The 23,364-nt window shown below is 43.3% G+C and carries 19 protein-coding genes; 10 read left to right on the top strand and 9 right to left on the bottom strand.

Going from position 1 to position 23,364, the window contains the following annotated elements; genetic code table 11:
- The first annotated feature begins 45 nt into the window (after positions 1 to 45).
- Positions 46 to 804 (top strand): DUF1853 family protein, encoded by a 759-nt coding sequence (locus ACED60_RS11205; protein ID WP_371727535.1) that lies wholly within the window; start codon positions 46 to 48, stop codon positions 802 to 804.
- A gap of 122 nt (positions 805 to 926) precedes the next feature.
- On the opposite strand, the gene pgm is transcribed toward ACED60_RS11205, so the two are convergent.
- Both pgm and seqA read right to left on the bottom strand, forming a co-directional pair.
- On the bottom strand, positions 927 to 2,573 hold the full coding sequence (gene pgm / locus ACED60_RS11200) for a phosphoglucomutase (alpha-D-glucose-1,6-bisphosphate-dependent) (protein ID WP_371727534.1): 1,647 nt from the start codon (positions 2,571 to 2,573) through the stop codon (positions 927 to 929).
- Positions 2,574 to 2,662: 89 nt separating this feature from the next.
- Positions 2,663 to 3,202 carry a replication initiation negative regulator SeqA gene (gene seqA, locus ACED60_RS11195; RefSeq protein ID WP_371727533.1) on the bottom strand — a complete coding sequence of 180 codons (540 nt, stop codon included), beginning with the start codon at positions 3,200 to 3,202 and terminating at the stop codon, positions 2,663 to 2,665.
- 93 nt (positions 3,203 to 3,295) lie between these two features.
- Here seqA and ACED60_RS11190 point away from each other — a divergent pair, with 93 nt between their 5' ends.
- The 3 genes from ACED60_RS11190 (at position 3,296) to fldA (ending at position 4,975) form a co-directional block, all read left to right on the top strand.
- The gene (locus ACED60_RS11190) at positions 3,296 to 4,057 is read left to right on the top strand and encodes an alpha/beta fold hydrolase (RefSeq protein WP_371727548.1); all 762 of its coding nucleotides are present in this window, start codon (positions 3,296 to 3,298) and stop codon (positions 4,055 to 4,057) included.
- Between the two features lie 108 nt (positions 4,058 to 4,165).
- Positions 4,166 to 4,384, top strand: coding sequence for a DUF2788 domain-containing protein (locus ACED60_RS11185; RefSeq protein WP_009847328.1), 219 nt, complete (start codon positions 4,166 to 4,168; stop codon positions 4,382 to 4,384).
- Between the two features lie 57 nt (positions 4,385 to 4,441).
- Entirely contained in the window at positions 4,442 to 4,975 is a 534-nt protein-coding gene (fldA, locus tag ACED60_RS11180) for a flavodoxin FldA (protein ID WP_009847329.1), read from the top strand.
- A gap of 96 nt (positions 4,976 to 5,071) precedes the next feature.
- Here fldA and ACED60_RS11175 read toward each other — a convergent pair whose 3' ends face one another.
- Positions 5,072 to 5,578 (bottom strand): DUF4442 domain-containing protein, encoded by a 507-nt coding sequence (locus ACED60_RS11175; protein ID WP_009847330.1) that lies wholly within the window; start codon positions 5,576 to 5,578, stop codon positions 5,072 to 5,074.
- A 207-nt stretch (positions 5,579 to 5,785) separates the two neighbouring features.
- Between ACED60_RS11175 and fcrX the strand changes: the two genes are divergently transcribed.
- Positions 5,786 to 6,235, top strand: coding sequence for a ferric iron uptake transcriptional regulator FcrX (gene fcrX, locus ACED60_RS11170; RefSeq protein ID WP_004734226.1), 450 nt, complete (start codon positions 5,786 to 5,788; stop codon positions 6,233 to 6,235).
- A gap of 198 nt (positions 6,236 to 6,433) precedes the next feature.
- Here the strand turns inward: fcrX and glnS are convergent, their stop codons facing one another.
- Both glnS and nagE read right to left on the bottom strand, forming a co-directional pair.
- Positions 6,434 to 8,101, bottom strand: a complete 1,668-nt coding sequence (glnS, locus tag ACED60_RS11165; protein WP_371727532.1) for a glutamine--tRNA ligase — start codon at positions 8,099 to 8,101, stop codon at positions 6,434 to 6,436.
- 302 nt (positions 8,102 to 8,403) lie between these two features.
- A complete protein-coding gene (nagE, locus tag ACED60_RS11160; RefSeq protein WP_029222967.1) occupies positions 8,404 to 9,963 on the bottom strand; it encodes an N-acetylglucosamine-specific PTS transporter subunit IIBC in 1,560 nt (519 codons plus the stop codon).
- A 475-nt stretch (positions 9,964 to 10,438) separates the two neighbouring features.
- Here nagE and nagA point away from each other — a divergent pair, with 475 nt between their 5' ends.
- The 4 genes from nagA (at position 10,439) to asnB (ending at position 16,366) form a co-directional block, all read left to right on the top strand.
- Entirely contained in the window at positions 10,439 to 11,575 is a 1,137-nt protein-coding gene (gene nagA, locus ACED60_RS11155; protein WP_371727531.1) for an N-acetylglucosamine-6-phosphate deacetylase, read from the top strand.
- Positions 11,576 to 11,577: 2 nt separating this feature from the next.
- Positions 11,578 to 12,792 carry an ROK family protein gene (locus ACED60_RS11150; RefSeq protein WP_371727530.1) on the top strand — a complete coding sequence of 405 codons (1,215 nt, stop codon included), beginning with the start codon at positions 11,578 to 11,580 and terminating at the stop codon, positions 12,790 to 12,792.
- 83 nt (positions 12,793 to 12,875) lie between these two features.
- The gene (locus tag ACED60_RS11145) at positions 12,876 to 14,462 is read left to right on the top strand and encodes a cation:proton antiporter family protein (protein WP_009847336.1); all 1,587 of its coding nucleotides are present in this window, start codon (positions 12,876 to 12,878) and stop codon (positions 14,460 to 14,462) included.
- A 233-nt stretch (positions 14,463 to 14,695) separates the two neighbouring features.
- Positions 14,696 to 16,366, top strand: a complete 1,671-nt coding sequence (gene asnB / locus ACED60_RS11140) for an asparagine synthase B (protein ID WP_012604542.1) — start codon at positions 14,696 to 14,698, stop codon at positions 16,364 to 16,366.
- 82 nt (positions 16,367 to 16,448) lie between these two features.
- Here asnB and rfaH read toward each other — a convergent pair whose 3' ends face one another.
- Positions 16,449 to 16,955: a transcription/translation regulatory transformer protein RfaH gene (gene rfaH / locus ACED60_RS11135; RefSeq protein WP_012604543.1), complete on the bottom strand. Its 507-nt coding sequence runs from the start codon at positions 16,953 to 16,955 to the stop codon at positions 16,449 to 16,451.
- 501 nt (positions 16,956 to 17,456) lie between these two features.
- Here rfaH and ACED60_RS11130 point away from each other — a divergent pair.
- Complete coding sequence (locus tag ACED60_RS11130) at positions 17,457 to 18,842, top strand: peptide MFS transporter (RefSeq protein ID WP_012604544.1); 1,386 nt, start codon at positions 17,457 to 17,459, stop codon at positions 18,840 to 18,842.
- Between the two features lie 106 nt (positions 18,843 to 18,948).
- On the opposite strand, the gene hemH is transcribed toward ACED60_RS11130, so the two are convergent.
- The 3 genes from hemH to htpG all read right to left on the bottom strand — a co-directional run bounded on the left by hemH (position 18,949) and on the right by htpG (position 23,125).
- A complete protein-coding gene (gene hemH, locus ACED60_RS11125; RefSeq protein ID WP_009847340.1) occupies positions 18,949 to 19,911 on the bottom strand; it encodes a ferrochelatase in 963 nt (320 codons plus the stop codon).
- A 276-nt stretch (positions 19,912 to 20,187) separates the two neighbouring features.
- Positions 20,188 to 20,832 (bottom strand): adenylate kinase, encoded by a 645-nt coding sequence (gene adk / locus ACED60_RS11120; protein WP_009847341.1) that lies wholly within the window; start codon positions 20,830 to 20,832, stop codon positions 20,188 to 20,190.
- 388 nt (positions 20,833 to 21,220) lie between these two features.
- Positions 21,221 to 23,125, bottom strand: a complete 1,905-nt coding sequence (gene htpG / locus ACED60_RS11115; protein WP_371727529.1) for a molecular chaperone HtpG — start codon at positions 23,123 to 23,125, stop codon at positions 21,221 to 21,223.
- Positions 23,126 to 23,364 lie beyond the last annotated feature (239 nt).

Below are 23,364 nucleotides of genomic sequence, written 5' to 3'. Positions count from 1 at the left end.
ACGGGTAGAATGTCGAAAGCCCCACGATGAGTTTATGAGGAACAGATGACAGCACTGCAACGTTTTTACCAATGGGTTATCGACTCACCACCGTTACTAGAAATCAAACCACCCGTTTCTGGTCTCAGAGCCTTCTCAAGCCCTCATACCATCGATGCATCACATACATACAATGGTAATCCTAGGTTAGGTTTCCTCTACCAGCACCTATGTGAACAAGTCATCGAAGCTTCACCTGATTATTCGATCAAGTACGATGAAATTCAGATTAATGTGGATGGCAGAACGCTAGGTGCAATCGACTTTATTCTTGAAGAGGAGAGCAGCCAAAATCTGCAACATTGGGAAGTGGCGATTAAGTTTTACCTACTCCATGAACAGACATGGTTTGGGCCTAACTCTCACGACCAATTAGATAAGAAGCTCGATAGGATGCTCAACCACCAGCTTGGTATGTCATCTTCAGCCGCCTTTATTGAACAGTATCCAGAGATTGATGTCGACTCAAAACATCTCCTCATGCAAGGTCGCCTTTATACCAACCCATTCTTGGAGCAAAACGTACCGACTGAATGTTTGAGTTACGATATTAACCCTAGCCAAGTAAACGGTTATTGGTGCTACCAAAATCAGGCTCATTTAATTACTGAAGCACTCTACCCTCTCACCAAAGAACAATGGGCAGCTGGGACAGATGATTTCAGCGGTAAACCCATCACCGAGTTTGGTGATCGCTTCGTTCATGGGCAAACCAAATCAGGGCAGTTTTGGTTTGTGATGCCGCAAAGTTGGCCACACGGATAATCTATTCAGTTATTCAACCACTTAGTCCTAGCCGCTTTATCCACAAACTGATAAAAAAGGGCTGATGCTTTCACATCAACCCTTTCACTATTTACCTTATGACTCTACTAATCTGTATTCGATTATAGGCCAGCGGCTGCAAATACTTGATTAACAATCTCTTGAGCTTCTGCTTCGATTGCTTTTAGGTGCTCTTCACCTTTAAAGCTTTCACAGTAGATCTTGTAGATGTCTTCAGTACCTGATGGACGAGCGGCAAACCAACCGTTCTCAGTTGTCACTTTTAGGCCGCCAATCGCAGCGCCATTACCTGGAGCGTGCGTTAGGCGTGCAGTAATTGCATCACCAGCAAGCGTCTCAGCTGAAACCATCTCTGGAGATAGCTTCTTAAGCACGTCTTTTTGTGCGCCGTTAGCTACTGCTTGAATACGGTTGTACTTAGACTCACCGTGTTTAGCGGCAAGTTCTTCGTAGTATTCTTGTGGGTTCTTACCCGTTACTGCTGTGATCTCGGCTGCAAGTAGGCAAAGAATCAGGCCATCTTTATCTGTTGACCAAGGTGTACCGTCTTTACGTAAGAAAGATGCGCCCGCACTCTCTTCACCACCGAAACCAAACTGACCGTTATATAGGCCATCAACGAACCATTTGAATCCCACTGGCACTTCGCAAAGCTCGCGACCTAAGTCAGCAACAACGCGGTCAATCAGAGCACTTGATACCAGTGTTTTACCCACTGCAACGTCTTTACCCCAACCTTCACGGTTGCGGTATAAGTAGTCAACACACACCGCTAGGAAGTGGTTTGGATTCATCAAGCCTTTTGGCGTAACAATGCCGTGGCGATCGTAGTCTGGGTCGTTACCAAACGCTAATTGATAGTCGTCTTTAAGTGCCAGTAAGCCTGCCATCGCGTATGGAGAAGAGCAGTCCATACGAACCACACCATCTTTGTCTAGAGACATAAATTGGAACGAAGGATCAACCGCTTCACTGACCAGAGTAAGGTCTAGGTTGTACGCTTTGCCAATTTGACGCCAGTAATCAATACCGCTACCACCCAGTGGATCAACACCAATCTTGATGTTTGCTTTCTGGATTGCTTCCATATCAACCACGTTAACCAAGTCAGCAACGTAAGGAGCAACTAAATCAACTTCTTTCATCAGCTCAGACTGTTTAGCCTGTGCGATAGGAGTACGCTTAACGCCTTGCATTTGCTCAGCAATGATCACATTCGCTCGATCTTCAATCGCTTGAGTCAGTTCAGCTTCAGCAGGGCCACCGTGTGTCGGGTTGTATTTAATGCCCCCGTCTTGAGGTGGGTTATGTGAAGGCGTGATAACAATGCCGTCGGCTTTTTTATCATTCACTAGATTGTGCGTAAGAATCGCGTGCGAGATACCTGGAGTTGGAGTAAAGCCATTGTTTTCTTGAACGATAACTTCAACACCGTTTGCAACTAGCACTTCAATAACCGTAGAAAAAGCAGGCTCAGATAGAGCGTGAGTATCTTTACCTAGAAAAAGTGGACCAGTGGTACCTTGATCGGCACGAACTTCAGCAACCGCTTGTGCGATCGCTAGAATGTGGTTTTCATTAAATGTTGATTTGTCTGCTGTACCGCGGTGACCTGAAGTACCGAACAGTACTTTATGATCTGGGTTAGTAGCATCCGGTTGCTGTAAGAAATAGTTTGCAACTAAAGCCGGGATATTATGAAGATCTTCCTGCAGAGCTTTCTGCCCGGCACGAGGGTGCATAGCCATTATCGACATCCTTATATAAAATTTAAAAACAAAAAAACCTCATAATATCTTCTTAGCCATGGATATTATGAGGTTTAAATCAGATTTCGTTAAATTGAACCTGTTACTTTTTCTATCAATTCTGCTTGGAAACTCATGCGGCTCATAAGCTGTTCAACCATCTGTCTTTTTCGGCTTGTATTGTTATTCGTAATAACCCAAAAAGGACTTTGTGGAATAGCTTTAGGCTTAGTTGTGTTGCCGTTTGCTAACAACGTCGCTTCATTGTCTGCAAAGTAAACACGCTTACGGCCTTTTACTTGAGTTGCTTCTGAAAAGCTTAAAGGGTCGATTTTATGCAGTGTTGATAACACAAGCATGAAACGATCAATGGCTTTCTTTAGTGATGCAAACTCATCTGATATTAGTAGTGAGCGCATTTCTTTAACGCCATCGAACTTCTCTGGAGTAAAGCCTACCTCTTTGCTAACAACGATACCTTTTGGCTCAACGATCTCTTCGATCGGAACCGCGCCTTGGTTATCAACCAGTAACAAGCGGCGCAGAATATCTGAAGCGCTTTCGCCAATACGTTCTGTCTGACCCGCAATAAAACGGTATAGGTCCTCATCAACCTCAATTGTTTTCATTCGCTTTTCACAATCTCAATGTTTAAACTCTGAGGGATTATAGCGAGATCCGCGCGGATACTCTACGTCAAACCCACCATGAATAAGATAAAAATGTCAGTACAGCTCAACTATAAAATTGAAGGTGAGGGTCACACCATTGTTTTGATCCATGGATTATTCGGAAATTTGGACAACCTTGGCTTGCTCGCTAGGGATCTAAAAGCCGATCATCAGGTACTTAGCATCGATCTACGTAACCACGGCCAATCTTTCCATAATGACACTCATAATTATCAAGCTATGGCACAAGATGTGGCTCAACTGCTGAATGTTCTTGAGCTAGAAGATGTCATTGTGATTGGTCACTCGATGGGTGGCAAGGTAGCGATGGCACTGACACAACATCTGGCGCTGCGTAAATTGATTGTCTTAGATATGGCACCAGTCGCCTACACCCAAAGTCGTCACGACAACGTATTCGCAGGCCTACAAGCTGTGATAGAAGAAAAACCGACATCACGCTCAGAGGCGCTTAAGGTCCTCGCAAAACATATCGAAATTGATGGGGTTCGCCAGTTCTTAACGAAATCTTTGTTCAAATCAGAACAAGGCATCATGGAATGGCGTTTCAATGTTGCCTCGCTATTAAACAACTACCCACAGATTATTGGTTGGGAACCGATTGACAAAACCTCGGTCAAAACCTTGCTAATCAAGGGTGGTGACTCAGATTACCTGACGGCTGAACATCAAACCGCCGTTCAACAGCAGTTTTCCAACGCAAAGGCACATGTTATCGCCAATACTGGACATTGGCTACACGCGGAAAAGCCCGCTGAAATGCTCCGTGCAATAAGGAAATTCATCACTTAGATAGGTTGATTAGTCGATATAAATGAGAGCTGTGTAATCACAGCAGATTAACTTTATCTCACAACAGTGATATAGTGCGCCCAAGCAAATTTGGTATATAAGGTTCCCATGCTTTACGACTACATGAACATCATTGAATCTGTTGGTTTAGATCTTCTGTTTGCCGCGATTTTCTTTCTAATCGGAATGGCAATTAAAGACGTTCTAAAGCAGGGAAATGTTCCTGCATTTGGTCGTCGTATCGTATGGTTAGTACTTTTCCTTGGCTGCGCAGGCTTTATCGCAAAAGGGATAATCCAACTAAGCTGGGAAGGAACTGGAATCTAACGATTTCCTCCGAACTTTATTACACCGACAACAGACAAAATGAAAGGTAATGATTCTATGGCAAGTGTAGGTCTCTTCTTTGGTAGCGATACAGGTAACACTGAAGCTGTTGCTAAGATGATTCAAAAGCAATTGGGCAAGCAGCTCGTTCAAGTTCAAGACATTGCAAAAAGCAGCAAAGAAGATATCGATAACTTCGATCTGCTGCTGCTTGGTATCCCTACGTGGTACTACGGCGAAGCACAATGTGATTGGGATGACTTTTTCCCTGAGCTAGAAGCTATTGATTTCTCAACTAAGCTTGTTGCGATTTTTGGTTGTGGCGACCAAGAAGATTACGCAGAATACTTCTGCGATGCTATGGGTACTATCCGTGATATCGTTGAAGCAAAAGGCGGTACTATCCTAGGTCACACGTCAACTGAAGGCTACGAATTCGAAGCATCGAAAGGTTTAGTTGAAGGCGATGACAGCCAATTCGTTGGTCTATGTATTGACGAAGACCGTCAACCTGAGCTGACTGATGAGCGCGTATCTAACTGGGTTAAACAAATCCACGAAGAGATGTGCCTAGCAGAGCTAGAAGACTAATTCATTAGCGGTTGTTAATTGTTACAATTAATGACCGTTATGTAGATATGAAAAAACCTCCTTATGGGAGGTTTTTTTCTATTCAATGTTTATCAATCAACACTCAGCTTCTAATGCTTCGTCATCCTCTCTAAATTGTGGCTTCTTTCTCACATAGAGAGTTCGCTGAATTTCCGAAACCACACTTCCCTGCTTATCTTTAACGTGGATGATAAATTCGGGGAAACACTTCTCACCAAGTTGTGTCTGACGATAGATATCCTCAAGTTGCCCTTGGCTTATCTCAAAGTCTGCATACAAGTCGGATTGACCAGGCTTGATAAAGTTAATACTCGCCTCTTTATCCCAAACATAATATCGCTCACCTAAAATCCCCATTAACATTAACGAGTAAACGGGATCGGTAAGAGAAAAGATACTGCCTCCATATTGAGTCCGATTAGCGTTCTTATTCCACCACCGCAACTTGAGCACAGTCTTAACAACCCTAAAGTCAGCGCTAATGTGAGCTATTCGAATTCCCGAGCCCCAAAAGGGAGGCCAAATATTGAGTGCAAATTTTACAATATTGGGTTTATATATTTTTGCGAGTTGCTTATTCATAACAACAATCCATGTTCATATCAAAAAACACCGTCACCTGACTGGTCGTACCTCCACTATAAGTGAGATACTTCCAATTTACAAAACAGATTGTGATGTCAGTGAGTAACCCTTTGAAGTTCGTGGTTTATTGTTATGCCTGACTAAACTATAATGGTATTAATATTGAATTCTGTTAATTGCTGCAGATCATCAACAGGAAAGTATATGTCAGACAATAATCAAGCGCTAAAAGATGCTGGTCTTAAAGTGACCCTCCCACGGCTCAAAATTTTAGAAGTATTACAACAACCAGACTGCCAACATATTAGTGCTGAAGATTTATATAAAAAGCTGATCGACTTAGGTGAAGAGATTGGTCTTGCGACCGTTTATCGCGTACTAAACCAATTCGATGATGCAGGCATTGTAACTCGTCACCACTTTGAAGGTGGTAAGTCTGTATTCGAACTTTCAACACAGCATCACCACGATCACCTAGTATGTTTAGACTGCGGTGAAGTTATCGAGTTCTCTGATGATCTTATCGAAGAAAGACAAAAAGAAATCGCTCAACGCTACAATGTACAGCTAACTAACCACAGTTTGTATCTGTATGGTAAAAGCATCACTGGGGATTGCAAAGGCAACCCAGACGCACATAAAGCGAAGAAGTAACACAGAACGCTGGCTTAGGCCGGCGTTTTTTATTTGGGCTGATATTGTATTAAGAATCACAGTAGCTTGGCCCACAATTTGGTTATTTCTCAGATACAAAAAAACCGGCTCTAAGCCGGTTTTTTATTAAGCGTCTCTTGAGAAACTAAGCTCCGAGAAACAGAGCTTGGAAAAATAGAGTAGAGAAAAACAAAGCCATTAAGCCTCAGTTTTACCCCAAGTGTCACGTAGACCAACCGTGCGGTTGAATACTAGTGCGTCTGCTTTAGAGTCTTTCGAATCTACACAGAAATAACCTGTACGTTCAAACTGATACGCTTGCTCTGCCACACCTTCTGCTAGGCTAGGTTCAACAAAACCGTTTAGCGTAACAAGTGATTCAGGGTTTAGCGTTGCAGCGAAATCATCTGCAGCAGCAGGGTTTGGCACGGTGAATAGACGATCGTACAAACGAATCTCAGCAGGCAACGCTTTATCAGCAGATACCCAGTGAATAACGCCTTTCACTTTACGCCCATCTGTAGGGTTCTTACCCAATGTTTCATTGTCGTAAGAACAGAAGATAGTCGTAATGTTGCCTTCTGCATCTTTTTCGATACGTTCAGCTTTGATCACGTAAGCACCACGTAGACGAACTTCTTTACCTAGAACCAAACGCTTGTACTTTTTGTTTGCTTCTTCACGGAAGTCATCACGCTCAATCCAAACTTCTCGTGTAAATGGTACTTCACGAGTACCCATTTCTGGCTTGTTCGGGTGGTTTGCTACCGTTAATGTTTCTACTGTATCAGCGTCGTAGTTTTCAATCACGACCTTGATCGGATCAAGAACAGCCATTGCACGGGGTGCATTTTCGTTCAGGTCATCACGGATACAAGATTCAAGTGAACCGAACTCAATCATGTTCTCTTGCTTAGTCACACCAATACGTTTACAGAATTCACGAATCGAGCTTGAAGTGAAGCCACGACGACGCAAACCAGAAATAGTTGGCATACGTGGATCGTCCCAACCTTCAACTAGGTTTTCAACCACAAGTTGGTTCAGCTTACGCTTCGACATTACCGTGTATTCAAGATTCAGACGACTAAACTCGTACTGACGAGGTTGGCAATCAATCGTGATGTTGTCTAGAACCCAGTCATACAAACGACGGTTATCTTGGAATTCAAGCGTACAGATAGAGTGCGTAATGCCCTCTAGCGCATCAGAGATACAGTGAGTAAAGTCGTACATTGGGTAAATGCACCACTTATCAGCAGTTTGATGGTGGTGAGCAAAACGAACACGGTAGATAACAGGATCGCGCATAACCATGAATGAAGAGCTCATGTCGATCTTAGCACGTAGACACGCTTTACCTTCTTCAAAGCCACCGTCACGCATTTTTTCGAACAACGCTAAGTTCTCTTCAGGGCTGCGATCACGGTATGGGCTCGCTTTACCTGGCTCTTTTAGCGTGCCACGGTACTCACGGATTTGATCAGGACTTAGCTCGTCAACGTACGCTAAGCCTTTATTAATTAATTCCACAGCATAAGCGTAAAGCGTATCGAAGTAGTTTGATGAGTAACAAATATCACCAGACCATTCAAAGCCTAACCAGCTTACATCATTCTTAATTGACTCAACGTATTCAACGTCTTCTTTTTCAGGGTTTGTATCATCGAAACGAAGATTACATTGTCCCTGGTAGTCCTGAGCAATACCAAAGTTCAAGCAAATAGATTTAGCGTGACCAATGTGCAGGTAGCCATTTGGCTCCGGCGGGAAACGAGTATGCACGCTACTGTGTGTACCATCCGCTAAATCTTTATCGATAATTTGGCGAATGAAATTCGATGGACGAGCCTCAGCTTCACTCATCTATAGCACCTCTATGTATTTAGTATTGTCAGAGAAAGTTATCTTTTGTACCAATGAAAATGGTCGCTTACAGCGCCTGTCAAAGATAGAAAGATCATTGTTGCTAATCATCCACAATTCTTCGCCTTTGCACAATAAGAACCGTCCGTTAATTGCGATTATTTCTGCTATTCGATGAAGAATAGAACGAACCGGGTTCATTGACCTTAAACAGTAGGCACAAAAAAGCCTCCCGTTTGGGAGGCTTTCAATTTGAAACTTACTTAAGAGTAACTTTACTTCTTAATTAAGTACTTCCGTCACTATGGAAGTTTTACATCAGATAGGTCTTCGCCTGCACCGATAGCTTTCATTTCGCCAGCTACGATTTCAGCTAGTGGGCCTAGGATAACCTGTAGGTTGTTCTCACCTAGTTTAACCACACCTTTAGCGCCAAGCTTTTTAAGAACAGCTTCATCTGCGATAGAGCGGTCTTTAAGAGTTAGACGTAGACGAGTGATACAAGCGTCGATTGAAGTTAGGTTGTCGTGACCACCTAGAGCTTTCAGGTATTGACGTGCAACTTCACCTTTTGGTGCGTCGCCAGCAGGAGCTGCTACAGCTTCGTCATCATCTTCACGACCTGGCGATTTCAAGTTGAAAGCGCGGATTGCGAAAGAGAAAGTGAAGAAGTATAGAGCACCGAAACCAAGACCGATTAGTAGTAGTACGAATGGTTTAGTTGCTAGACCCCAGTTCAATACGAAGTCAATAAGACCAGCAGAGAAACCGAAACCGTGCAGAGTACCAAACATGTTTGCAACTACTAGAGACAGACCTGTAAATACAGCGTGCATTGCGTATAGAGCAGGAGCTAGGAATACGAACATGAATTCTAGCGGCTCTGTGATACCTGTTAGGAATGAACAGAATGCAACTGAGAACAATGCGCCACCTACTTGGCTGCGTTTTTCAGCAGGAGCAGCTAGGTACATTGCAAGTGCAGCACCTGGTAGACCGAACATCATTACTGGGAAGAAACCGTTCATGAACACGCCAGCGCCTTTATCGCCACCGAAGAAACGGTGTAGGTCGCCAGATTTAACAGTTTCAGTCACTTCTTTAACTACAGTAGTGATTTCTGGAGTTACGGAGTTAGCGAATGTGAATGTGTGCTCTTGGCCAACAACTAGAGTTTTAGCTAGTGATGGGTCAACACAAAGTTGAGTGATGTTAGCGAATGCGCCTTGACCAGCAACGATGATTTCTTGACATGTACCCATACCGAACCAGAAGTATGAGTTCAATACGTGGTGTAAACCTACAGGGATAAGTGCACGGTTAAGAGTACCGTAAACGAATTGACCAATAGCGCCAGACGTTGATACTGCGTGAGCCAGTGCGTCTAGACCAGATTGAACACCAGGCCAAACCACACCAGACACAGCACCTGCAACAAGTGCAAATAGACCAGCCATGATAGGTACTAAACGTTTACCCGCAAAGAAAGCCAGCCACTCAGGAAGACGTGTTGCATGGAAAGCGTTGTAAGAGTGACCTGCGATGATACCAGCGAAGATACCGCCGAAGAATGACATGTTTACGTCAGCGTTAATTGTTGTTGCTGTCGCTGTTAGTACGAAGTAAGCAACTGCACCAGCAAGACCTGCTGCGCCGTTACCGTCTTTAGAAAGACCAATCGCGATACCTAGACCAAATAGCAATGGTAGGTTACCGAAGATAGCCCCACCAGCTTCTGCCATGAATGGAATATCAAGTAAATCGCCTTGACCTAAACGTAGTAGAAGCGCCGCAATCGGAAGTGTTGCGATAGGTAGCATTAATGCCTTACCTAGCTTCTGTGCATATCCTAGAATATTCACCAGTTGTTTCCCCCTATAGGATTTTTTAGAATTCATTTGAGAAACTTATTTTAGTCGCTCAATTTAGTCCTATTCAGTGTATTCAATTAATTTTGTCCCGCAAATTAAAACCTTACCATTTGTGATCCTAATCACCAGTTTTTACCAAATCCAGAGGTTTTTGCTAGCGAGATCATAAAACTTATTTTATCATTCAAAAAAATGAGCGTTTATAGATAAAATTCAAATCTAATCATTAGGTAAAAACATGATACTCCTAACTTTAGATTACCCTATGAACAATCATTAACAATGAACCTAAATGTATAATAAAGATCAATTATTCATATTTTTTTCAACAACTTAAATAGCTTCCCATTTTGAAGCCGTTCGCCCATAAAAGATAAATCGTTACGTAAATGATGCTCGCAAACTAAGTCCACATTTAGGTAACGAACAAATTTAAAAGATCTCACGAAATAAGGATTAGCTGACTATGTACGCGCTAAGTAACTGTAAAATTTACACTGGTAGTGATGTTCTAACCGATCATGCCGTCGTAATAGAAAATGAACTGATCAAAAAAGTCTGTCCTATCTCTGAATTGCCAGAAGGAATCGAGGTTCGCGATCTAAACGGAGCAAACCTAAGCCCAGGTTTCATTGACTTACAGCTGAATGGTTGTGGCGGTGTAATGCTTAACGATGAGATCACGGCAGAAACAATGCAGATCATGCACGAAGCAAACCTTAAATCAGGCTGTACTAGCTTCTTGCCTACGCTCATCACCTCTTCAGACGAAGATATGCGTGCAGTTATTACTGCAGCTCGTGAATATCACAACCAGTACCAAAACCAATCACTAGGTCTGCACCTTGAAGGTCCATACCTAAACGTTGCAAAAAAAGGCATTCATAGCGTCGATCACATTCGTAAATCAGACAGCGAAATGATTGAACTGATTTGTGAGAACAGCGACCTAGTTGCAAAAGTAACATTGGCACCAGAGCTTAATGATCCCGAACATATCGAGCGCCTACACAAAGCTGGCGTTGTCGTTTCAATCGGCCATACAAACGCGACTTACGCAGAAGCTCGACAAAGTTTCGAATCTGGTATCACTTTCGCTACTCACCTATTCAATGCGATGACCCCTATGGTCGGTCGTGAACCTGGCGTTGTTGGCGCGATTTACGACACGTCAGAAGTTTATGCTGGTATCATCGCCGACGGCTTCCACGTTGATTACGCAAACATCAGAATTGCGCACAAAATCAAGGGAGAAAAGCTAGTATTAGTGACGGATGCCACAGCTCCTGCAGGTGCTGACATGGAATACTTTATTTTTGTCGGTAAGAAAGTATATTACCGAGATGGTAAGTGTGTTGATGAAAACGGCACACTGGGCGGCTCAGCTCTGACTATGATTGAAGCAGTTCAGAATACAGTTGAGCACGCTGGTATCGCTTTAGACGAAGCTCTTCGCATGGCTACGCTATACCCAGCTACGGCTATCGGTGTAGAAAGCAAGCTAGGTCGAATCAAAAAAGGCATGGTTGCAAACCTAGCTGTATTTGACCGAGACTTTAACGTTAAAGCGACTGTTGTTAATGGACAATACGAGCACAATTAAGTATGAATGGCGGACAAATAGGTAACGTAGACTTAGTTAAACAACTAAACAGTGCGGCGGTATACCGACTAATAGACCAGCAAGGGCCTATCAGTCGTATACAAGTGGCTGATGTAAGCCAACTCGCACCGGCAAGTGTTACAAAAATTACCCGCCAACTTTTGGAGCGCGGCCTCATTAAAGAGGTTGCGCAACAAGCGTCTACTGGCGGTAGACGCGCGATCTCCCTAACCACAGAAGTCGACCCTTTTCATTCTGTCGCTGTACGCTTAGGTAGGGACTATATTCAAATAAGCCTTCATGACCTTGGCGGTCGTGAGTTGGCTTTCCAACAACAAGACCTAGATTATTCAGACCAATCAGACCTTACACAAGGCTTGGTCAATAACCTCAAGGGTTTCATTGCTGAGCATCAGCCAAAGATCGACCAACTAATTGCCATTGGTGTCACCCTTCCAGGCTTGGTTAACCCAACAACCGGTGTTGTTGAGTACATGCCAAATACGGACATCGATAACCTCGCATTGAGCGACATTATTCGCGACACTTTCCATGTGGCTTGTTTTGTTGGTAATGACGTTAGAGGAATGGCGCTTGCTGAGCACTACTTCGGTGCAAGTAAAGACAGTCAAGATTCTATTTTGGTCAGTGTGCACCGTGGTACGGGTGCTGGTATTATCGTTAATGGACAGGTTTTCTTAGGCCATAACCGTAACGTGGGTGAAATTGGTCATATCCAAATTGATCCGCTAGGGGAACAATGCCAGTGTGGTAACTTCGGTTGTCTTGAAACCGTAGCGGCAAACCCTGCCATCGTTGATCGAGTGCAGAAGCTCATTAAGCAAGGCTATGAATCTTCTTTAACGGAACTTGAACATATTACGATTCAAGATGTTTGTGACCACGCAATCAATGGCGATGAACTCGCGAAGCAAAGCTTAGTCCGAGTAGGAAACCAGTTAGGTAAGGCTATCGCGATGACGATTAACCTGTTTAACCCTCAGAAAGTAATCATTGCTGGTGATATTACTAAGGCACAAGAGATTGTTTTCCCTGCAATTAAGCGCAATGTAGAGAATCAGTCGTTAACGACTTTCCATAGCGGCCTGCCTATTGTAGCATCACAGATCGATAAACATCCTACGATGGGAGCCTTTGCCATGATTAAGCGCGCCATGCTCAACGGTGTGTTACTGCAAAAGCTTCTTGAAGACTAAAGAAAACAATTCTGATTTTCCGCGGGCCGTGTTTGTATAAACACGGCCCGTTTTTTTAAGCTAGGGAACTACAACAACAAGTTATGGAACTTATATTAATATCCACTGCGTTTATCGCAGGATTTATTGCTTTAAAATGCCACCTCCCCCCATTAGTTGGTTTTTTGGTTGCAGGTTTCGGGCTTTATGCCCTTGGCTTTGAAACCAATGACACCATCATTACTTTGGCTGACCTTGGTGTCACCCTTCTCTTATTTACTATTGGCTTAAAGCTGGACATCAAAACCCTACTCTCTAAAGAGATCTGGGCTGGCGCAACAATCCACAATCTTTTATCCACTCTGTTTTTTGCAGCCGCTCTATTTGGTTTTAAGTTTCTAGGTATTTCATCTCTAGCAGCCATGTCAATAGAACAGATCGTTCTACTCGGTTTTGCTCTTTCATTTTCTAGTACTGTATTTGCGGTCAAGTCTCTACAAGAGAAAGGGGAAATGAATGCAACCTACGGAACGTTAGCAATTGGCATTCTGGTCATGCAGGATATCTTTGCCGTGGTCTTCTTAACGGCATCGACAGGCAAGATTCCAGAATGGTATGCCATCGCACTGTTCGCTTTGCCTTTCTTTCGCCCATTGTTCTACAAAGTCCTCGATTGGGTTGGGCACGGTGAAATGTTGGTGCTATTCGGTATCTTCTTCGCATTAGTTGTTGGTGCTGGCTTGTTCCAGTTTGTAGGAGTAAAACCAGACTTAGGTGCCCTTATCCTAGGTATGCTGTTAGCCGGTCACCCAAAAGCTTCAGAGCTATCGAAGTCGCTGTTTAACCTTAAAGAGCTTTTCCTCGTCTGCTTCTTCTTGAATATTGGCTTGTCAGAACAGCCAACTATTCAGGGTTTTATGCTTGCAGTATTGTTCTTATTGTTACTGCCAGTGAAAGGCGTTCTGTACTTCTTGGTACTAAACCGATTCAAGTTCCGTGTTCGAACCTCCCTACTCACTTCTTTGTCACTGTTTAACTACAGTGAATTTGGCCTCATCGTCGGTGGCCTTGCTTTTAAGATGGGCTGGATGTCTGGCGACATCTTGGTGGCAGTGGCTATAGCCGTTTCATTGTCGTTCTTAATCGCTGCACCTCTCAACAAAGCGGGTCACAAACTTTATCAACAATCAGGTCGCTGGTTAAAAGAGCACGCTGCTGAGAAGCTCCACCAACGTGACAAACGAATTGACCCAGGTCGGGCTCAAGTTCTAATTCTTGGTATGGGACGCATTGGTACTGGTGCCTACGACGAATTACGCTCACGCTACGGCAAAGTGAGTTTAGGTGTAGAAGTTCGTGAAGACGCGGCACATAACCACAGAAGCCATGGCAGAAACGTTATTTCTGGTGACGCAACTGACCCGGATTTCTGGGAACGAATCTTAGACACAGCAAACGTAAAACTGGTGATCTTGGCTATGCCTCACCACCAAGGTAATCAAACCGCCTTAGAACAATTAAAATCACGAAACTTTAAAGGTCAAATAGCGGCAATTGCCGAATATCCAGATCAGCTCGAAACACTGAAAGAGAATGGCGTCGATGCGGCATTTAACATTTACAGCGAAGCTGGTAGCGGTTTTGCCAGACATGTTTGTGAACAATTGAATCCGAACATCAATAAAATATGATATTCAACATATTCCATTTAACCTCTCAAAATTGCGATTTTTTGCACTTTTGAGAGGTTTTTGTTCAAAAAACCAACCGCAATTAGACGCCACTCACCAAAACCACCTTAAAAGTAGATATTTTCTAACATAAACCCCTTTATATTATTTTTTTGCTCACATTCGGTTGCTTTTTTTAGCCAGAATGGCAAATTGAATGCAGTTGATTTAGAAATTATTTAAAAGGAAGTTCTATGTGTTCAGTATTTGGCATTCTCGACATTAAAAGTGATGCCGCAGCACTTCGCCCTATTGCTTTAGAAATGTCTAAAAAGCTTCGTCACCGTGGCCCAGACTGGTCTGGTATCTATGCCGGTGAAAAAGCGATCCTTGCTCACGAGCGTCTAGCTATCGTCGGCTTAAACAGTGGTGCTCAACCACTATACAGCCAAGACAAAAAGCACATTCTTGCAGTTAATGGCGAAATCTATAACCACAAAGAACTTCGCGCTCGCTACGAAGATAAATACCAGTTCCAAACTGACTCTGATTGTGAAGTCATTCTTGCGCTTTACCAAGAGATGGGTGCCGACCTTTTAGAAGAACTTAACGGTATTTTCGCTTTCGTTTTATATGACGAAGAGAAAGACGAATACCTAGTCGGCCGTGACCATATTGGCATCATCCCGCTTTACCAAGGCTACGATGAGCACGGCAACTATTACGTTGCTTCAGAGATGAAAGCACTGGTTCCAGTTTGTAAGACGATCAGTGAGTTCCCTCCTGGTAGCTTCTACTCTTCTAAAGATGCAGAACCTCAACGCTACTACATCCGCGATTGGAACGAATACGCAGCCGTTCAAGGTAACAGCACAAGCAAAGAAGAGCTAACTGAAGCGCTAGAAGCTGCTGTTAAGCGTCAACTAATGACTGACGTTCCTTACGGTGTACTTCTATCTGGTGGCCTTGATTCATCAATCACTTCTGCAGTCGCTAAGCGTTTTGCAGCAATGCGTATCGAAGATGACGAGCAATCAGAAGCTTGGTGGCCACAACTACACTCATTTGCTGTTGGCCTAGAAAATGCTCCCGACCTGATTGCTGCACGTGAAGTTGCGGACAAAATCGGTACTGTACACCATGAGATGACCTACACCATTCAGGAAGGCTTAGATGCCATCCGTGATGTTATCTACCACATCGAAACTTACGATGTAACGACCATTCGTGCATCGACGCCAATGTACTTGCTTGCTCGTAAGATCAAAGCAATGGGTATCAAAATGGTACTTTCTGGTGAAGGTGCTGATGAAATCTTTGGCGGCTACCTGTACTTCCATAAAGCGCCAAACGCAAAAGAGTTCCACGAAGAGACGGTACGTAAACTTCTTGCTCTAAGCATGTTTGACTGTGCCCGTGCAAACAAATCACTTGCAGCATGGGGAGTCGAAGGTCGTGTACCATTCTTGGATAAAGAGTTCATCGATGTGGCTATGCGTTTAAACCCTGAAGACAAAATGTGCGGTAACGGTAAAATGGAGAAACACATCCTACGTGAGTGTTTTGAAGACTACTTACCAGATTCAATCGCATGGCGCCAAAAAGAACAGTTCTCTGATGGTGTTGGCTACGACTGGATTGATACATTGAAAGCAACGGCTGAAGAAAAAGTAACGGATCAACAAATGGAAGCTGCTCAGTTCCGTTTCCCTTACAACACACCAACAACCAAAGAAGGTTACGCTTACCGTGAAATCTTTGAGGAGCTATTCCCTCTAGAATCGGCGGCAGAGTGTGTACCTGGCGGCCCTTCAGTTGCCTGTTCATCAGCAAAAGCGATCGAGTGGGATGAGTCATTCAAAAACTGTGTAGACCCATCAGGCCGTGCGGTACAAGCCGTTCACAACGACGCCTATAACGCTTAAGCGTTTGAAAAATCAAATACTAAAAAAGGCGCATTATGCGCCTTTTTGTTTTAAGCCTAGTTTTTACTTTTTAATATTTCACTTATACGTGAGCTTGTAGTGCTTCGTTTTCAATACTGATCGGAACCACTTGGCTGATCATTTTTACGAGCATAATGGATCGAGCTTCGCCATCTTTCTGATGGTAAATAGCTTCAACACCCGCAAACTGGCCACTATTAATTTTGACAACTTGCCCTGTCTCAAATTCAACACAGCAATCTTCAACTTCGCTACTGCAACACTTCTCGAACTCTTTTAGCTCAAAAACCAAATCACCTTGGACTTCATACGGCCTTGCACCGAACTTAATAAAGTCGACAACACCACGAGTTGAACGAACGGTAGTAAAGCTTGGGCCTTGCTCATAATCAAAACGGACAAAGATATAGGATGGGAACAGCGGTTCTTGGACCAGCTTCTCTTTCCCTCTCACTACCTTTTCGACTTCTATTTGAGGGTAAAAGCACTCTACCCCCTGATTTTCTAGGTGCTGTTGAGCGCGTTTTTGATCACCACGCTTACAGTAAAGTAAATACCAACGTTTCATTTAACTCGCCATCTTCGTTCTTTGGACATTTAACCACAGCCTAAAACAATTTAGTCGCCGTTAATAAATGAGTCCTGATAAGCGAGAAATTACGCGGAACAGAAAGACTTATCAACCAAAAAGTCATAGGTAAAAAATTTGGTCAGTCATTGTACAAGGAACATTTAGAGATCAAAAGACTCATTGCTGTAAGCATATGTATATCGCAGATAATATGAATAACATTCCCTATAAGATCATAACGATAGGCTAGGGCAATAGATCTAAACATTTTTATTGGATAGGGTTTTAAAAAAGGTTACTAACCAACCAGGTCAAATATGGAAAATTAGTTTGCAGCACAAGTGGAATGGGCCACATTAAAAGTAAATTTATTTAATATCAACACCTTAGTAAAACCAAGTTATCGTGACCACAAAATACGCCTATTGCAGACTTTTACCCTACTGTGTATACATGAATGACTATAAAATCTTTTAATACCTAAAATTAGTAAAACTTATGCCAAGCAATCACAACATCTTTGGCCACCCTAGAGGCCTATTTTTATTATTTAGCACAGAGCTATGGGAACGTTTCTCCTACTACGCGATGCGTGCCATCCTTGTTTTATTTTTGACTGACACGACCCTCAACGGTGGACTTGGTTGGTCAACGAAAGACGCACTTGATCTCTACGGTATTTACACTGGCTTAGTCTACATCACGCCATTGATCGGTGGCTGGATTGCCGATAACTACTTAGGACAACGTAAATCGATCCTAGTGGGTGGTGTATTAATGGCACTCGGCCAGTTTACACTCGCTCTTCCTAACGGCGCTATTGGCTTAGACCAAGTAAATGCTCTTTATCTAGGTTTAGCACTACTTATCAGTGGTAACGGTATGTTTAAGCCAAACATCTCGACCATGGTTGGCGACCTATACCAAGAAGGCGATAACCGCCGTGACGGTGCATTCACCATTTTCTACATGGGCATCAACTTAGGTGCATTATTAGGTGGCTTGATTTCAGGCGCTGCTGTCGACTCTTTCGGCTGGAAAGCAGGTTTCTTAGCCGCTGGTATTGGTATGGTTATTAGCTTAATCATGCAAATGACAATGGCTCAATCTTGGTTAGGTAACATTGGTTCAGTGCCCGCAGCTGCGCGAGCAAAAGCACTAAACAAATCAAAAGAAAAAACGCCACTAACCAAAGAAGAGTTCGATCGATTAAAAGTTATTCTGGTTATGGGTCTATTCGTCATAGTTTTCTGGGCGGGCTTTGAACAAGCTGGCGGTCTGATGAATATCTATACTCAACAATATACTGACCGCATGATTGGTGGCTTTGAAGTCCCAGCGGCGTGGTTCCAATCTCTGAACCCATTCTTCATCATTACACTTGCACCAATCATTGCTGCATTTTGGGTTAAGCTTGGTAAGCGTGAACCAAATTCTCCAGTGAAATTTGCAATGGCTTTGTTCTTCCTAGCTCTTGGTTTTGTGTGCATGATGGGCGCTGTAATGGAGCAAGGTGGCGACCTAACAGTGAAAACATCAATGCTGTGGCTAGTAGGTGCTTTCTTCTTCCATACCCTTGGCGAACTTTGTCTATCTCCTATTGGCCTGTCGTTGGTCACTAAGTTAGCTCCGCTTCGTCTCGCATCGCTAATGATGGGTGCATGGTTTGGCTTCAACGCTGTCGCAAACTACGTAGCTGGCCTTGTGGGTTCTCACGTTGGTGAGCTTGGCGCAATGTCTATCTTCGGTGGTATCGCAATTACAGCGACAATAAGTGGCGTCTTACTTCTTCTTTGTGCTGGCAAGCTTGTATCATGGATGCATGGCGTAGAAAGCAACATGATGCTTGAAGCAGAGCCAAAAGCAGAAACTTCGGTTGCTTAATATCTAGATCGATTTCAAGAAGAAACATCCAGATCAAAAAGGGCTGCTCAATGAGCAGCCCTTTTGTTATTTTTAGATGTGCATGACAGTTTAGGCGAAGTCGTATTTAACGATACAGCGCCACTAACTCCGCCATCATATCGATGTGCGAGTCTCTATCATTCAGACACGTAATGTAGCTAAAGTCTGAGCCACCAGCGTCAATGAAGGTCTCTTTACACTGATCCGAAATCTCTTCTAACGTTTCTAAACAATCCACAGAAAATGCAGGCGCCATAATATCGATTTTTTTGATGCCTTTGCTTGGCAATGATTCAAGTGTCTCGTCAGTGTATGGCTTCAACCACTCTTCTCGACCAAATCGAGATTGGTATGTCATGGTGATATCGTCCGCTGATAAGCCTAACTCAGCAGCAAGGAGCTTTGTTGTCGCTTCACAATGCTGTGGGTAGATGTCGCCTTCATCAGCCAATCGTTTCGGAATACCGTGGAAAGAACAAACTAAATGATCGGCTCTACCATTTTTATCCCAATGGCTACGCACGCTTTCAGCCAATGCTTTTGCGTAGCTTGGGTGCGCGTAGTAGTCGCGAATAAAGCGATAGCTCGGAATCACTGGCATCTGCTTAAAGGCCTTGGTTAAGCCATCAGATACGGCCGCTGTGGTTGTGCCTGAGTATTGAGGATATAAAGGCAATACGATGATGTCTTCAACGCCCTGACCCATTAATTGCTCAACGCCCGTTTTAAGGCTTGGGTTACCATAGGTCATACCCAGCGCTACGGGTATCTGTAATTTTTTCTGGAGCTTTTCGGCTTGTCTTTGAGAGTACACAAGCAGTGGTGAGCCTTCATCCATCCAAACAGACTGATACAGCTTAGCCACTTTCGGTGCTCTAATCGGTAAGATCACCCCATGTAAAATAGGACACCACAACCAACGCGTTAAGTTTACGACTCGCTTGTCGTGTAAGAATTCACTCAAAAATCGACGAACGCCAGCTGGGGTCGCTGAGTCTGGTGTTCCTAAGTTCACCAGTAAAACGCCCTGCTTTTTATTATTTTCCATAGATACCTGAGACCAATATGTGATTTTCTGGAACGTAATATACTAATCTACATAAGTTTAAGATCATTGTTGTGCTACTAAATTTAAGAATAATCGTTCTTAACCTAGGTGATCACAACATCACATTGATCGTTAGCCGCGCGAATCTAAGCCGTACCACGGAAACAGTGCACAATCGAGTTTATCTAGATTGGTATATGACTAAAAATTGAAACAAAAAAAGCGACCTTAAGGTCGCTTCCAATATATCAAATTCTAAAACTGGCTGTTAGCCAATTATGCTAGTGCTTTCTCAAGTTCTGCACTAACTTCAGCAACTTGCTTAGTACCGTCGAACTTAAGGTACTTAGTGTTACCTGCTTCAGCTTCTTTACCGTAGTAAGAGATAAGCGGAGCTGTTTGATCGTGGTATACACCTAGACGTGCACGAACTGTTTCTTCTTTGTCGTCATCACGAACCACTAGCTCTTCGCCAGTGATGTCATCTTTACCTTCTTCTTTAGGCGGGTTGTACACATTGTGGTATGTACGGCCAGAAGGAAGGTGAGCACGACGACCAGCCATACGCTCAACAATCACATCGTCAGCTACGTCGAATTCAACAACGTAGTCTACTGCGATACCCATTTCTTTTAGGCCATCAGCTTGAGGGATTGTGCGTGGGAAACCGTCTAGTAGGAAACCTTTCTCACAGTCATCTTGAGCGATACGCTCTTTGATTAGACCAAGGATAATTTCATCAGAAACTAGCTGACCAGCGTCGATTACTGATTTTGCTTGCTTACCAAGCTCAGTACCCGCTTTGATAGCAGCACGTAGCATGTCACCAGTTGAAATTTGAGGGATACCAAATTTGTTCATGATGAAGTTAGCTTGAGTACCTTTACCCGCGCCAGGAGCACCTAGAAGAATGATGCGCATGTTTAATCCTCTTATAAAAATTATGATTTATACCGAAGCTCACTATCCCGCCTTTCTGGTTCAATTTAAGTCGAACAAGAGAGATTAGGTAACAACTGAGGCTAAGCACAACTGTAAACAGAAGCAAAACGGTAAGTTTCGGTATAACGTTTAAAAATCATACAACTGGAGATGATAGGTTCATAGTACCAGCTGATTAGGTCGAGCATTCTATCACATTAATATTCAATTTTGCTTAAATTAAGACTAAAGAATGTATCGACAGCGTTTGCGTTCGTCTTGTTAGCAACTTTAGCGACATTTCGATGAAGTTAAGCGACGTTCATAAAAAAAGCCCGCATTAGCGAGCTTTTAATTATAATTATGAGCTTAGCCCAAAGTCGAAAGACTAACGTTTTGTCAGTAGTTCGTTGATTGCACCTAAGAATTGTGACGGATCTTCCATTGAGCCCTTTTCAGCCAGCATAGCTTGACCAAGTAGTAGCTCAACCCAACGGCCAAACGCTTGTTCGTCCGCTTCATCAGCCATCTGTTTCACAAGTGCGTGCTCAGGGTTAATCTCAAAGATGTACTTAACTTCAGGTGCAGCTTGACCCGCAGCTTCAAGAAGCTTAGCCATTTGAGTGCCCATCTCGAAATCATCGGTCACAACAACAGCAGGTGTAGTTGCTAACTTGAATGTCGTGCGAACCTCTTTAACACGATCACCAAGGTAAGCTTGAGTGCGATCAACAACAGACTTGAACTCTTCTTCCGTCTCTTTTTGCTTCTCTTTCTCTTCTTCACCTTCAAACTTGCTTAGATCTAAGCCTGCTTTTGTGATCGACTGGAACTGCTTACCGTCGAAGTCAGTTAGGTAATTCATCACATACTCATCGATACGATCGTACATTAGAACCACTTCAATGCCTTTTGCTTTGAACTGCTCCAAGTGTGGGCTGTTCTTAGCCGCGGCATAGCTGTCTGCCGTTAGGTAATAAATCTTGTCTTGGCCTTCTTTCATACGTTCAACGTAAGAAGCGAGGCTGATGGTTTGCTCAACAGAATCCTCTTCCGTTGATGAGAAACGAAGTAGACCTGCGATTTTTTCTTTGTTCGCCATGTCTTCAGCAGGGCCTTCTTTCAGTACTAGGCCGAACTCTTTCCAAAACTCCAAGTACTTGTCGTTGTCATTCTTCGCCATGCGCTCAAGCATAGTGAGTACACGCTTGGTACATGCGCCACGAAGAGACTGAGTTACCTTATTATCTTGCAGGATTTCACGAGACACGTTCAGTGGTAAATCGTTTGAATCAATCAAGCCGCGAACGAAACGCATGTAAGATGGCATGAACTGCTCTGCATCATCCATGATGAATACGCGCTGTACATAAAGCTTAAGGCCGCTCTTATGGTCACGATTCATCATATCCCAAGGTGCTTTAGCTGGGATGTAAAGTAGGCTTGTGTAGTCGTTCTTACCTTCAACTTTGTTATGGCTCCACGTTAGTGGATCAGCAAAGTCGTGAGATACGTGCTTGTAAAACTCTTGGTACTCTTCTTTCTCGATATCAGACTTGTTACGAGTCCAAAGCGCTTGAGCCTTGTTAATCTGCTCCCAATGCTTCTCTTCGGTGTCTTTACCTTCGTCATCTTTCACCGCTGTGAAGATAGAGACAGGGATACCGATGTGATCAGAATACTTACCAATCACTTCACGCAGACGCCATTCATTTAAGAACTCTTTGCCGTCTTCACGCATATGAAGAATGATGTCTGTACCACGAGATTCTTTCGTGATGTCTTCGATAGTGTAATCACCTTCACCCGCAGAGTGCCATTGCACGGCTTGGTCATTAGCAAGTCCAGCTGCTCGAGTGCGAACAGTCACTGCGTCTGCAACGATAAATGCAGAATAGAAACCAACACCAAATTGGCCAATAAGCTGAGAGTCTTTGCTTTGGTCTTCAGACAGCTTTGAGAAAAAGTCAGCTGTGCCTGACTTAGCAATAGTACCTAAATGCTCAATAACGTTGTCGCGGCTCATACCTATGCCGTTATCAGAGATCGTTAAAGTATTTGCTTCAGCGTTGCACGAAAGTTTCACACCTAAATCAGCATCGCCTTGGTAAAGGTCGCCATTTGATAGCGCTTGAAAACGAAGCTTATCAGCCGCGTCAGATGCGTTAGAGATCAGCTCACGTAGGAAGATTTCTTTATTTGAATACAGTGAGTGAATCATTAGGTGAAGTAGTTGTTTTACTTCAGATTGAAAGCCACGAGTCTCTTTATTTTGCGTTGCCGTTTCGCTCATTTTTACTCCAAAACATCTATACTTTATGTTGAATAATCATAGGGGCGTTGCACATTATGCCTCTCTTATGTTCATTAACATGAGGATGACAAATGTAAATTCAAGGTCAAAAAGCATAAAAACACTGTTTTTTTGATCTGTTTTTATTATCCTTGAGTGTTATAAATATAAAAGAACATAAAAGAAGCCATGATTTGGTGAAGAATTAACAGAACTTCACCTGAGATTTGTCTATTTCG

The organism is Vibrio sp. 1F279, assembly GCF_041439815.1.
GTDB lineage: Bacteria > Pseudomonadota > Gammaproteobacteria > Enterobacterales > Vibrionaceae > Vibrio > Vibrio tasmaniensis_A.
The sequence above is the reverse complement of the archived record's forward strand: the minus strand, read 5'-3'. Positions and strand labels throughout refer to the sequence as shown.

Bases quoted from the DNA above. Each gene is read 5' to 3' on its own strand.
- seqA (WP_371727533.1), bottom strand. From the start codon at position 3,202: ATGAAAACAATTGAGGTTGATGAGGACCTATACCGTTTTATTGCGGGT.
- ACED60_RS11185 (WP_009847328.1), top strand. From the start codon at position 4,166: ATGCTTTACGACTACATGAACATCATTGAATCTGTTGGTTTAGATCTT.
- ACED60_RS11175 (WP_009847330.1), bottom strand. From the start codon at position 5,578: ATGAATAAGCAACTCGCAAAAATATATAAACCCAATATTGTAAAATTT.
- ACED60_RS11205 (WP_371727535.1), top strand. From the start codon at position 46: ATGACAGCACTGCAACGTTTTTACCAATGGGTTATCGACTCACCACCG.
- rfaH (WP_012604543.1), bottom strand. From the start codon at position 16,955: ATGAAACGTTGGTATTTACTTTACTGTAAGCGTGGTGATCAAAAACGC.
- pgm (WP_371727534.1), bottom strand. From the start codon at position 2,573: ATGGCTATGCACCCTCGTGCCGGGCAGAAAGCTCTGCAGGAAGATCTT.
- ACED60_RS11130 (WP_012604544.1), top strand. From the start codon at position 17,457: ATGCCAAGCAATCACAACATCTTTGGCCACCCTAGAGGCCTATTTTTA.
- htpG (WP_371727529.1), bottom strand. From the start codon at position 23,125: ATGAGCGAAACGGCAACGCAAAATAAAGAGACTCGTGGCTTTCAATCT.
- asnB (WP_012604542.1), top strand. From the start codon at position 14,696: ATGTGTTCAGTATTTGGCATTCTCGACATTAAAAGTGATGCCGCAGCA.
- glnS (WP_371727532.1), bottom strand. From the start codon at position 8,101: ATGAGTGAAGCTGAGGCTCGTCCATCGAATTTCATTCGCCAAATTATC.
- ACED60_RS11145 (WP_009847336.1), top strand. From the start codon at position 12,876: ATGGAACTTATATTAATATCCACTGCGTTTATCGCAGGATTTATTGCT.
- fcrX (WP_004734226.1), top strand. From the start codon at position 5,786: ATGTCAGACAATAATCAAGCGCTAAAAGATGCTGGTCTTAAAGTGACC.
- nagA (WP_371727531.1), top strand. From the start codon at position 10,439: ATGTACGCGCTAAGTAACTGTAAAATTTACACTGGTAGTGATGTTCTA.
- hemH (WP_009847340.1), bottom strand. From the start codon at position 19,911: ATGGAAAATAATAAAAAGCAGGGCGTTTTACTGGTGAACTTAGGAACA.
- ACED60_RS11190 (WP_371727548.1), top strand. From the start codon at position 3,296: ATGTCAGTACAGCTCAACTATAAAATTGAAGGTGAGGGTCACACCATT.
- fldA (WP_009847329.1), top strand. From the start codon at position 4,442: ATGGCAAGTGTAGGTCTCTTCTTTGGTAGCGATACAGGTAACACTGAA.
- adk (WP_009847341.1), bottom strand. From the start codon at position 20,832: ATGCGCATCATTCTTCTAGGTGCTCCTGGCGCGGGTAAAGGTACTCAA.
- ACED60_RS11150 (WP_371727530.1), top strand. From the start codon at position 11,578: ATGAATGGCGGACAAATAGGTAACGTAGACTTAGTTAAACAACTAAAC.